10 protein-coding genes and 1 other annotated feature are annotated in these 11,945 nt (G+C 30.3%); of the genes, 9 read left to right on the forward strand and 1 reads right to left on the reverse strand.

Annotation, left to right across the window (positions count from 1 at the left end; all coding sequences use genetic code 11):
- Nucleotides 1-123 precede the first annotated feature (123 nt).
- The 8 genes from RT714_RS09035 (at nucleotide 124) to leuS (ending at nucleotide 8,122) form a co-directional block, all read left to right on the forward strand.
- The gene (locus RT714_RS09035; protein ID WP_313757247.1) at nucleotides 124-390 is read left to right on the forward strand and encodes a hypothetical protein; all 267 of its coding nucleotides are present in this window, start codon (nucleotides 124-126) and stop codon (nucleotides 388-390) included.
- 328 nt (nucleotides 391-718) lie between these two features.
- Nucleotides 719-958: a hypothetical protein gene (locus tag RT714_RS09040; RefSeq protein WP_313757248.1), complete on the forward strand. Its 240-nt coding sequence runs from the start codon at nucleotides 719-721 to the stop codon at nucleotides 956-958.
- Nucleotides 939-1,067 (forward strand): immunoglobulin-like domain-containing protein, encoded by a 129-nt coding sequence (locus tag RT714_RS09045; RefSeq protein WP_313757249.1) that lies wholly within the window; start codon nucleotides 939-941, stop codon nucleotides 1,065-1,067. Before RT714_RS09040 ends, RT714_RS09045 begins: the two co-directional genes overlap by 20 nt.
- Before the next feature lie 158 nt (nucleotides 1,068-1,225).
- Entirely contained in the window at nucleotides 1,226-1,375 is a 150-nt protein-coding gene (locus tag RT714_RS09050) for a hypothetical protein (RefSeq protein WP_313757250.1), read from the forward strand.
- A gap of 186 nt (nucleotides 1,376-1,561) precedes the next feature.
- Nucleotides 1,562-3,133 carry an alkaline phosphatase gene (locus RT714_RS09055; protein WP_313757251.1) on the forward strand — a complete coding sequence of 524 codons (1,572 nt, stop codon included), beginning with the start codon at nucleotides 1,562-1,564 and terminating at the stop codon, nucleotides 3,131-3,133.
- Between the two features lie 58 nt (nucleotides 3,134-3,191).
- The gene (locus tag RT714_RS09060) at nucleotides 3,192-4,340 is read left to right on the forward strand and encodes a YibE/F family protein (RefSeq protein WP_313757252.1); all 1,149 of its coding nucleotides are present in this window, start codon (nucleotides 3,192-3,194) and stop codon (nucleotides 4,338-4,340) included.
- A 185-nt stretch (nucleotides 4,341-4,525) separates the two neighbouring features.
- Nucleotides 4,526-5,194 (forward strand): DUF3885 domain-containing protein, encoded by a 669-nt coding sequence (locus RT714_RS09065; protein ID WP_313757253.1) that lies wholly within the window; start codon nucleotides 4,526-4,528, stop codon nucleotides 5,192-5,194.
- Nucleotides 5,195-5,326: 132 nt separating this feature from the next.
- Nucleotides 5,327-5,532 (forward strand) — a binding site (T-box leader).
- Between the two features lie 178 nt (nucleotides 5,533-5,710).
- Nucleotides 5,711-8,122 carry a leucine--tRNA ligase gene (gene leuS / locus RT714_RS09070; RefSeq protein ID WP_313757254.1) on the forward strand — a complete coding sequence of 804 codons (2,412 nt, stop codon included), beginning with the start codon at nucleotides 5,711-5,713 and terminating at the stop codon, nucleotides 8,120-8,122.
- Nucleotides 8,123-8,231: 109 nt separating this feature from the next.
- Here leuS and RT714_RS09075 read toward each other — a convergent pair whose 3' ends face one another.
- On the reverse strand, nucleotides 8,232-8,354 hold the full coding sequence (locus RT714_RS09075; RefSeq protein ID WP_313757255.1) for a hypothetical protein: 123 nt from the start codon (nucleotides 8,352-8,354) through the stop codon (nucleotides 8,232-8,234).
- 218 nt (nucleotides 8,355-8,572) lie between these two features.
- Between RT714_RS09075 and RT714_RS09080 the strand changes: the two genes are divergently transcribed.
- Nucleotides 8,573-11,944 (forward strand): PD-(D/E)XK nuclease family protein, encoded by a 3,372-nt coding sequence (locus RT714_RS09080; protein ID WP_313757256.1) that lies wholly within the window; start codon nucleotides 8,573-8,575, stop codon nucleotides 11,942-11,944.
- Nucleotide 11,945 lies beyond the last annotated feature (1 nt).

An 11,945-nucleotide genomic window follows, 5' to 3' on the forward strand; every position in this document is an offset into this window, starting at 1 on the left:
CAATAATATGAAGAATTCTATTAAAAGTAAACAAATATGATTATGTTGTATAGTTGTAGATAGATGCTGCTTAAATGATTATAATATCTTAAACAATATAAAGCTCTTATTGGGAGGTTTTTAATGGTGAAAAAGACTATAATAGGTTCGGTAATTATGTTATCAGGTGTAATAATAGGGATGAGTATAATTATTGCCGCCGCATTTTATGCTCCAAGCATAACAAGCTGGAATGGTTCAAAATTATGGTATGCAATTTTTGGGTCAAGGCAATATGGGAATGAAGTAGTTCAAAGTTTGTTTCTAGGAATACCTTTTATAATTGGAATAATACTAGCTATTATTGGACTAATTATATTAACAGTAGAGTATTCCAATAAGAATAATTAAGATGTATTCTTTATATTAGATACAGCAGAAAGAAATGGCTATATAAAAAATTAAAAGATTGGATTAGGGGACAGTGGGAAATTATTTTGTAGATATAAAGGTAATGGATATCATAGTTTAATAAAGTTAGATAATGGAAAGGAAGAGGTATTAGGCCATGATATTATTATTGGTTCTGAAATCTTAGAAGGTATAGATATATTTTTAAACAAAAAAGAGAATCTATATTCTGAATCTGAATTTATAAACTTAGGTGAAAATAATAATATAACTTTCAATCAATAAATAAATAATAGACTAAACCAACTTGCAAACTGAGACTTTTGTATTGGAAGAGAAAGTATCCTTTGAGAAATATATATCTAACAAAAATTTGCCAAGATTTGCTGATAAAACATTAGAATTAATACAAAAACAGGAGTTACAAGGTGGACATGGAGTGGATATTTTTGCTACAGGTCATTATGCTGTAAGAAAGGTGAATAATCTTAGTTTATGGGAAAACGAGGAATGGGTAAAGGATGTTTTTGGCAAATTGAAAGATTTTGATGGAAAAGAAAATAAATGAAACATGGTATCAAGTCCCTGTTGCTATAAACGATAATTATGGATTTGAAGATATTGGTCATGATTTAAACTCTGGAGATAATAGAGAATGGGAAATCAATTGGGACTGACTCTATGGAAGTCTGGAGCCTGGTGAATATCGTATATTGAAGGATATGTTTTTTAAAGATGGAGATATGATAAGTGCTATTTAGGGACAGAGTTTAAGTTATATTAAGCATATGCAGAAAATGATTATAGGAGTTCTACAATATAGTCGTAAAGTATTATGAAATATGAAGAAAGAGGTATTAAAGGGGGAAGAAGTAATGGAATTTATAATTCCATTACTTCTTTTTCTTTAGCATTACTTTTGGGGAATAATTATTTTGAAAATCAAGGATTGTGGAATTTTGGAGTGTTATTATATTTGAGTTAATATGTTAATTTCTTCCTCAGTAAAGGTTTTGCTTCATATGTATTTTTACATATTTAATATTTTTTATTTTGAACAAGGTCTTTTATTTTACATAAGATTAACAAAAACATTACGAACAACTTAATTAGATTTAACATAGATAAGTTATAGTGTAATTGTAAGAAAAAAATAATATGGAGGGATATTATGTTTAAAAGAGTTTTATCGTCTTTATTGTTTGTAGCAATGATAGTTGCAGTTGTGTCGGGAAGTTTATTAGTTTCGGAAGCAAATCTAACACCCCAATTAGTTGAAGCAACGGGAGATTTAGTTGCAGCAAAAGAAGCGGTAAGAACTGCAAAATACATATTTATGTTTATTGGAGATGGTATGGCAGCAGTTCAAGTGAATTCAGCTCAGATTTATGGTGGAAATAATCAACACAATAATATGAAATTAGATTCACTAAATTTTCAAGATTTTGAAGCAGTAGGATATCAAACTACCCATGATGCAACTTCATTTGCACCGGATTCAGCTTCTACAGCTACAGCATTATCATCAGGGTATAAAACATGGAGTGGTACTATAGGGTTAAAGCCAGTAGGCAATGTTACAGGTAATAAGGTTGAAAATGTAAAATCAGATAATGTTCCTAAAACTATTGCGGAAAGGCTTAAAGAAGAAAAAGGTATGAAAATAGGTATAGTTTCAACGGTTACTTTAAATCATGCAACACCAGCAGCTTATTACGCACATACAGCATCCAGAAACAATTATTATGATATAGCAATGCAAATGTCAGAATCAGGATTTGATTATTTTGGTGGTGGAACATTGAGTCAACCAAAGGGAAGAAACAATGATCAAAAAGATGCATATGAAGTTATGAAAGAAAAAGGATATAAAATAGTAAATACTAAAGAAGATATTTTAGCTCTAAACAATAACTCAGGTAAAGTATATGCAGTAACTCCCGTAGTTCAAGATGGTGGTGCTATGCCATATGCAGTAGATAATAAAAAAGGAGATCTTACTCTTGCAGATTTCGTTAAAAAAGGTATAGATGTTCTTGATAATAAAGATGGATTTTTTATGATGGTTGAATCAGGAAAAATTGACTGGGCAGGGCATGCCAATGATGCAAAAGCAAATATTGGTGATGTTTTAGCTTTTGAAGATTCTATTCAAGTAGCTATTAATTTTGCCAAGAAACATCCAGAAGATACACTAATAGTAGTAACAGGGGATCATGAAACAGGTGGTATGACTATAGGTCAAGCTACAACGGGATACGATACAGCATTAGGAATATTAAAAAACCAAAAGATGTCTTATATAGCCTTTGATGCATTAATTGATGAAATGATAGAAAAAAATCCTAACTTAACTTTTGAAGATATAATGCCAGTTATCACTCAAAATTTTGGTCTTAAAAATGAATATGAAGATGGTGAAGGAGATAAACCATATATGGCTTTAGAACTATCAAATAGAGAAGTAGCAAAATTAAAGAGAGCATTTGCTGAAACTATGGCTAAAGAGCCTATAGAAAAAGATAAAGAAGAATTGCTAATATTATATGGGGGTTACAATCCGCTCTCAGTAACATTAACTCATATATTAAATAATAAAGCTGGTATAGGATGGACTTCTTATGCTCATACAGGAGTACCTGTTCCTGTATATGCTACAGGTGTACAAGGAGAATTATTTAACGGAGCATATGATAATACAGAGATTTATTATAAATTAGTTACTGCAGCAGGACTTAAATAATCAGAAAAACAAGGCTGGAATATTTCCAGCCTTGTTTAAATGAAAGGGGTGTTAATTCTTGAAATATATTTTAAAAAATGTTAATAGAAAAGAAATAGGATTTATACTTTCTCTTATAATTTTATTAACAATACTTGCATTCTTACCAACGGGATTTGACAGGCAACTATATATATTTACAGAGGGAGTAAAGGCTAAGGTAATATCTGTTGATAATTCAGGGGTAATTAATACTGGATTATTTAGACAAGGAGATCAACAAGCTATAATACAAATAGAAACAGGTTCATATAAGGGACATATAGTATCCGCCAACAATATGTTGACAGGTAGTCTTGCAGAAGATAAAATTTTTAGAGAAGGAGATAAGGCATGGGTACTTATTGGTTTTGATGAAAATAGAAATATTAGTTTTGCTAATATGGTGGACCATTATCGATTAAACAAGGAAGTTGTACTTATAGGGTGTTTTGCTATAGTTATTATAATTTTTTCAGGAGTTATAGGAGTTAGAACATTATTATCCTTCGCTTTTACACTTATGAGTATATGGAAGATATTGATTCCAGCTATGTTAAGGGGATTCAGTCCTATTGTAGTAGCTTTGATAGTAGGAAACTTCTTAACAATCATAACTATTTTATTAGTGACAGGATTTACAAAAACAGCTTACGCTGCTATTATAAGTGCAATTTCTTGCTCCTTAGCTACTTGTATTTTAGCAGTCATATTTGGTAAGTATTTCAACATTCACGGTACAGTTATGACTTTGTCAGAATCATTACTTTATGCAGGTTTTTTGAAGCTTGATCTAACAGCTATTTTTCAAGGGGGAATATATCTCACAAGTTCAGGAGCCATATTGGATCTAGCAGTAGATATTTCAACGGCATTAGATGAAGTTGTAAAGAACAATCCTAATATAACTCGAAAAGATTTGATAGCATCAGGGTTCAATATAGGAAAATCCGTAGTTGGAAGCCAGACTACAACCCTTTTATTTGCATATATGGGAAGTTATTTATCAGTTATAATGGTATATATAGCTCAAGGAACACCAATACTTAATTTGTTAAATTCAAAGACAGTAGCAGCAGAGATACTTCACACTTTTATAGGCTGTATAGGACTTGTATTGGTTTCGCCCTTAACATCAGTGATTTGTGGATTTATGTTTAAGAGGAGTGAAAAGTGTACTAATGAATAAAATAAAAACAATATTGATTTTGTAATAAGATATACACCAATAGAAAAGTTGATACTAGGTCGGGTTGTAAGTAGCAAGGCCAAAATATGAAGCTGATTTTTAAAATAAGAAAATTTATATTTTGTTGTGCAGCTGTAGGATTATGGGTACTAAAAATTATTTACATAATAGGAGGTGTGTTATATATGGAGAACTGTTTGGCACAGCGTGTTGATAATACATTGTTAAGTATGGGGATGCCAACACTTAAACACCCTATCTTTTATAACTGTCCCATTGGTTTGAGGTTTGAAATTTCAGAGCCTTGGGGAGATAATGAATGTTTTAATTACTTTAAAAATGCATTTGAAAAAGTATTTCATATTTATAGTGATTTATCAGCAGATTTTAATATACTTCGGATTGATGTACTACTTGATGCAGATGATTGTCAAGGGAGTAGGCTTACTGATAAGGAACAAGATATTAATGTTATTTGTAGTACAACAGGATTGCCGTTTCCCATGGAAGAAAGAGAATGCACCATTCTTTATGATATAGGTAATGGGGAAACTGTAACCCTTATAGAGGTTCAGTATTACTGGAATTTAAAACTGATTTCTTTTGATATAAAAGCTTTACTAATGCAAATTATTCTTACAGACTTTCCATCACAAGGTGGTGGCAATCCACAATTTGAAAGCTCGGTGTTCCTTTTTGCTACAGATAAATATTTGATGTTTCATTTATATGATGATAGAGGTCTTGGTCTTGTCTCTAAAGATAAGGAAACACTTTATCCATTCTATAAGAAATACAATAGTTGGATAATGGATTATGATAGAAAACGTATAGAAAACATATTTACATCATGAGTATAATATAAAGTTTAGTTATTCTTAATGTTTATAAAACATACTTTAGTCATAGAAAATAGGGGAAATATAAAAATTTTTAAAATATCCTTGATTTTATAAGATTTCTTTGCTACAATAGACTTTAAATTAATAAAGACAAAGAAAGGAAGTAGTAAGTTGTATGTCAATTGTAGAGAGCTATCGTTTGGTGAAAGATAGTATTGATAAAGACTGAACTCGTCCTTGAGTTACTAAGATGAATAAAGTAATCTTAGTCGGTTAAATGCCGTTATATTTTGAGTGGATAGCAATATCAACAAGAGTGGTACCGCGGAATTTTACCTTTCGTCTCTATAAGAGACGAAAGGTTTTTTTATGACCTAACTTAGCGAAGGATAGTGAGCTTTAGTAAGTCAAACGCAATGAGTACCAAAGTTATATAACCGATAGGGAGCAAATAAATTTGAGTTGCGAAACTGCGTAGAATGACGTAATTCAATGAGTGTTAGTGATTGTATAAAGAGGAGGAATATTATGAGAGAGTATAGACCAAATGAAATTGAAAAAAAATGGCATAAGGTTTGGGAAGAAAGAGAGCCTTTTAAGGCAGTAAATAAATCTGATAAGCCAAAGTTTTATGCATTAGTAGAATTCCCTTATCCATCAGCAAATGGATTACACGTAGGACATCCAAGACCATATACTGCACTAGATATTGTCTCTAGAAAGAGAAGACTTGAAGGATATAATGTATTGTTTCCAATGGGTTGGGATGCCTTTGGATTACCTTCAGAAAACTTTGCTATAAAAAATAAAATTCATCCAGCTATAGTTACAGAGCAAAATGTAGCTAGATTTAAATCCCAATTGCAATCCATAGGATTTTCCTTTGACTGGTCTAGAGAAATAAATACTACAGATCCACATTATTATAAATGGACCCAATGGATATTTTTGAAGTTATATGAAAAGGGATTAGCATATAAACAAGAAATGCCTATTAACTGGTGCCCTTCCTGTAAAATAGGGCTAGCAAATGAAGAAGTTATCCAAGGTAGTTGCGAGAGGTGTGGTGGTGAAGTAGTAAGAAAAGTAAAAAATCAATGGATGCTGAAAATAACTGAATATGCTGATAGACTAATAAGTGATTTAGATAAAGTCGATTACATTGAAAGAGTAAAGGCTCAGCAGACAAATTGGATTGGAAAATCTGAAGGAGCAGAGGTGGATTTCCAAATTGCAGGTAAGGAAGATAAACTAAGGGTATTCACCACAAGACCTGATACACTATTTGGCTCAACCTATATGGTTATTGCAGCTGAACATCCTTTAATAGAAAAATATAAAGATGAAATAGAAAATCTAGAAGAAATTAAAGAATATCAACATGAAGTAAGTAAGAAATCAGATTTTGAAAGAACTGAGCTATCAAAGGAAAAAACAGGGGTAGAAATAAAAGGTTTAAAAGCTATTAACCCTGCTACAGGTCGCGAAATTCCTATTTGGATTTCAGATTATGTGCTTATGACCTATGGTACAGGAGCTATAATGGCAGTACCAGGACATGATAGCCGTGACTGGGAATTTGCTAAGAAATTCAATCTTTCAATAGTAGAAGTAATAAAGGGTGGAGATATAGAGAAAGAAGCTTTTACAGATACAGAGGCAGGAGTTGTTGTAAACTCTGATTTTATCAATGGTATGGAAGTAAATGAAGCAAAAGAATATATGATTAAATGGCTAGAAGAAAAAGGCCTTGGAACTAGAAAAGTAAACTTTAAGCTTAGGGACTGGGTATTCTCTAGACAAAGATACTGGGGTGAGCCAATACCACTAGTACATTGTGACGAATGTGGTTGGGTGCCAGTACCTGAAGAACAACTACCTGTTATGCTACCAGAAGTAGAAAATTATGAGCCAACAGACACTGGTGAGTCACCACTTGCTAATATTAAGGATTGGGTAGAGACTACATGTCCAAAATGTGGAGGTAAAGCTCATAGAGAAACAGATACAATGCCACAATGGGCAGGTTCTTCTTGGTATTTCCTGAGATATATTGACCCATGCAATGAAGAAGAATTAGCATCCCAAGAAGCAATAAATTATTGGATGCCAGTAGACTGGTATAATGGTGGTATGGAGCATACTACACTTCACTTACTTTATTCAAGATTCTGGCATAAGTTCTTGTATGATATTGGAGTAGTACCTGGACCAGAGCCTTATGCAAAGAGAACTTCCCATGGTATGATATTAGGAGATAATAACGAGAAAATGTCAAAGTCCCGTGGAAATGTTATAAACCCTGACGATATAGTAAGGGACTATGGGGCAGATACACTAAGAACCTATGAAATGTTTATTGGAGACTTTGAAAAGAGTGTACCTTGGTCAGAAAATGGAGTTAAAGGCTGTAGAAGATTCCTTGAAAGAGTATGGAGACTTCAAGATATAGTAGTAGATGGTGAAGGCTATACAAAGGAATTAGAATCAAGTATTCACAAGACAATTAAGAAAGTAACTGAAGACTTCGAGACATTAAAATTCAACACAGGAATAGCGGCTTTAATGAGTCTATTAAATGAATTTAATGATTATGGAAAGATTACAAAAGAAGATTTGAAAACTTATATAATACTACTAAATCCAGTTGCACCTCATATTACTGAAGAACTTTGGGAAATCTTAGGATTAAAAAGTTATTTACATGAAACTACATGGCCAGAATATGATGAAGAAAAGACAAAGGATAAAGTAGTCCAACTTCCAGTTCAAGTTAACGGAAAAGTAAGAGGTACAATAGAAATTAGTGTTGAGGATCCTCAAGATATAGCTCGAGAAAAGGCAAAGGCTGATGATAATATTAGTAGATTCTTAGAAGGAAAGCAAATAGTAAAAGAAATATTTGTTCCAGGAAAAATCTACAATATAGTAGTAAAATAAATTATTAAAACCCCGTATATTAATACGGGGTTTTAATATATTTATTAAGTCATATCAAATATGCTCATAAATGATAGATATGATTTACAATAAATATTGAGAATTAGCATTATCTACAGCCACATCCTCCAAACATATCTTCATTGCAGAAAATAAGCACTAATAATAAAAAGAAAAATAATAGTGAACTATCGTTACAGCAGTCATCTCTCCTACCTAATAAATCACCCATGAAAACACCTCCAATATAATTTATATCTAAGTGAAAGTAAAGGTATTCATAATACAATATGTCAAATAGCCAAAAAATGTTAATCATTTTTATTCCCAATGATAGTAACCACACTTTGTCCTAACTTGTATAAAAAAAAACCCTATGATATAATTTTCATACGGATTTTACTGATTTGAATTGCAATAAAAACAAGTAAAATGGAGGGATATTCCAATATGAAGATAATTTCAGGTCGAGCCAAGACAGGTAAATCCACTTATATATATGATGAAATAAATAGAGAAATCAACAAAAATACAGGAGATAATTTTATACTTATAGTCCCAGATTTAATCACATATCAGACAGAATATGATATTATCCAAAGACTTAACTTAGAAGGTATTATGAGTGTTGAAATTCTTAGCTTTAAGAGGTTTGCAGATAAAATATTAGAGGAAATGGGAGAAAGTAAAACTCAAGATATTAATCCTTTTGGAAAGATTATGCTATTAAAACAGATATTCGAGGAAAATCGTAATGAATTAAAATTATTTAAAAAAGCCTCAGGACATGGAGGTCTTTTAAAAGAGTTTAATTTACTTATACAAGAATTAAAGCAAAACTTAATCAGCCAAGATTCCCTAGAAGAAGTAGCTAAAAATACAGATAATATTCTTTTAAAAAGCAAATTATCAGATATAGGATGGATATACTCAAAATACAATGAAAAAACTAAGGATAAATTCCTTGATGAGGAGGATAGATTTAACTTAGTTATTTCAATGATAAAGGATTCAAACTATATTAAAAACTCTAGAATTTGGATTGATGGATTTGAAAGCTTTAATCAACAGAGGATAAAGATGATTAAAGTGTTATCAGAATATTCAAAGGGTGTTACCATGTCTTTAAACATAGATAAATCATATCTTAAGGATATAGAAGCTTTTCATGATTGGGAAGCATTTAAAACCATATATGATACATTTGCATCTATTGAATCAACTTTAGATGATAATATAGAAATCATACCTATATGGGAAAATAAAATTTCTTCAAATGAAATAAAAACCATTGAAAAAAATATATTTTCTATTGATATAGAACCCTTTACTGAATCTACTGATAATATAATAATCTATTCATCGATGAATACATATACTGAAGTAGAGAAAACTGCTCAGAAAATTATATCACTTGTAAGAGATTATAATTATAGATGGCAAGATATAAAAATAGCAGTTGGTGATATGGAAAGTTACATAATAAATATAAGAAAAGTTTTTGATAAATTTGATATACCTTATTTTCTAGATACAAAGCGAGATATTATGAATAATCCAGTTAGTAAATATATTCTATCTATATTAGATATCTTTATATGGAATTTCAGATATGATGATGTATTTCAATATCTTAAAACAGGACTTGCTCCATTAAATAGCAGCCAAATAAATTATCTTGAAAATCATGCTCTTCAATATGGAGTAGAAGGCATAAAATGGTTCCAAAAGATAGATTCAGATGCATTGGTGTATATAGAGGATATAAGAAAATTATTTATATCAGATTTTATAGGTAAGATAAATGAATTTAAAAAACTTTCAACAATAAGTGAAATTACAGCTTTTATCTTTGAATACCTAAAGCTTCATAGAATTAATGAGAAAATGAATAATTCTATTGAAAATTTTCTAAGACAAAATAAATATGAAGAATCAAGTGAATATGCACAGGTATGGAATCAAATAATGGAAGTTTTTGAGCAAATTTTACTTATAGGGGAAGATATAGAAATCACTCCATTAGAATATAGAAAAATTTTAGAGGTTGGCCTTAAGGAAGTTCAAATTAGTATTATTCCGCCAACTATTGACAGGATTGAAGTAGGGGATATAGAAAGAATTGCTGTAAGTAAACCAAGAGCATTATTTATCTTAGGGACCAATGAGAAAAATCTTGATTCTAATAAAGAAAAAGGCTTGTTATCAGATGAAGAAAGAAAAACTATACTGGATAACAATATTAAAATTATAAGTGGCTCAAGTTTTTCATATTTTAAGGACAAGCATATGCTTTATAAAGTATTTTCATCTCCTACAGAAAAATTATTTATTAGCTATGCTCTAGGAACCATAGAGGGCAAATCAATGGAGCCTTCCCTATATGTAGATACATTAAAGAGAATATTTCCATCTATTAAAGAGGAAACTGATATTTCATGTAAAAATCAATTAGAATATATATCAAATTATAATGGAACCTATGATATTCTTGTTGAAAATATGCGAGAATATATTGATGGCGGCGAAATAGATGATATATGGAAAGCTGTATATATATGGTATAAGAAGAATTACAATGATAAATTTCATATTATAAACAAGGGATTTAATTATATAAATAAAATATCAAAATTAGAACCAGAAATAATTAGGAATAGATTTAATGATAATATCAATATAACAGTTTCAAAACTAGAAAGATATGCAGAATGTCAGTTTAAATATTTTGTTGAGAATATATTAAAGCCAAGTCCAAGATTAATTCAAAAAATAGAATTTTTTGACATAGGAAATATAAATCATGCTGTTTTGGAGGACTTTATAAATAAACTTATAGTTTTTAATGATAAAATAGACCTCTTGACTAAAGAGGATATATACGAATTAGTAGAAGAATCTATAGAGAAGGTTCTCTCTATAATGTCAGAAAAAGTCACAGCATTTAATGCAAATAACAGAAACAACTATTTAAAAAAGAAAATAAGTAGAATATTAAAGAGAACAGCTTACACATTAGTTAAACAGCTCCAAAGCAGTGAATTTAGACCAAAATATACTGAATTACAAATTGGAATAATAGATGAAAAAGATGAAAAAATACAAAAGGGAATATATATTGATTCTTTAGAAATTAGCTCAGATAATTATTCTATAAACTTAAGAGGAATAATTGATAGGGTAGATGTTTTTGAGGATACTAATGGTGATATATATTTAAGTATTATAGACTATAAATCTTCTGGAAAAGATATAGATTTTACAGATACCTATGAGGGAATTCAGACTCAGCTACTTGTATATTTGAATGTAATAGTAAATAATGGAGAAAAATTATTTGGCAAAAAACCTAAAATTGCTGGAGTATTTTACTATCATGTAGATGACCCTATAATTAAAGGTGAGGGTGAAGATATAGAAGAACAGATACTAAAGAGCTTAAAGCTAAAGGGATTTGTACTTAAGGATAAAGACCTTATATATAAAATAGATAGAAATATTGGAACATCTTCTAATATAGTTCCTGCAGGAATAAAAAGGGACGGAGATTTTACTCAGGTTTCTAATGTATTAACGGAAGAAGAGTTTGATGGCGTTCTATCCTATATTGATTTTAAAATAACTGAATTATCAGGTGGTATTTTAAGTGGTAATTTTGATATGAATCCATATAGAAAAAAAGATGGAAGTACTCCATGTAAATATTGTGATTATATAAGTATCTGCCAATTTGATAAAACCATAGGCAATCAATATAGACAAATTAAGAGCATAAAAAAAGATGATTTTTTTGATAAAATCTCAGTGAAAGGAGGGAATTAAG

This window comes from Tissierella sp. (assembly GCF_032104385.1).
In the GTDB taxonomy this organism is placed as follows: domain Bacteria; phylum Bacillota; class Clostridia; order Tissierellales; family Tissierellaceae; genus Tissierella.

Bases quoted from the DNA above. Each gene is read 5' to 3' on its own strand.
- RT714_RS09035 (WP_313757247.1), top strand. From the start codon at position 124: ATGGTGAAAAAGACTATAATAGGTTCGGTAATTATGTTATCAGGTGTA.
- RT714_RS09045 (WP_313757249.1), top strand. From the start codon at position 939: ATGGAAAAGAAAATAAATGAAACATGGTATCAAGTCCCTGTTGCTATA.
- RT714_RS09050 (WP_313757250.1), top strand. From the start codon at position 1,226: ATGAAATATGAAGAAAGAGGTATTAAAGGGGGAAGAAGTAATGGAATT.
- RT714_RS09055 (WP_313757251.1), top strand. From the start codon at position 1,562: ATGTTTAAAAGAGTTTTATCGTCTTTATTGTTTGTAGCAATGATAGTT.
- RT714_RS09065 (WP_313757253.1), top strand. From the start codon at position 4,526: ATGGAGAACTGTTTGGCACAGCGTGTTGATAATACATTGTTAAGTATG.
- leuS (WP_313757254.1), top strand. From the start codon at position 5,711: ATGAGAGAGTATAGACCAAATGAAATTGAAAAAAAATGGCATAAGGTT.
- RT714_RS09075 (WP_313757255.1), bottom strand. From the start codon at position 8,354: ATGGGTGATTTATTAGGTAGGAGAGATGACTGCTGTAACGATAGTTCA.
- RT714_RS09080 (WP_313757256.1), top strand. From the start codon at position 8,573: ATGAAGATAATTTCAGGTCGAGCCAAGACAGGTAAATCCACTTATATA.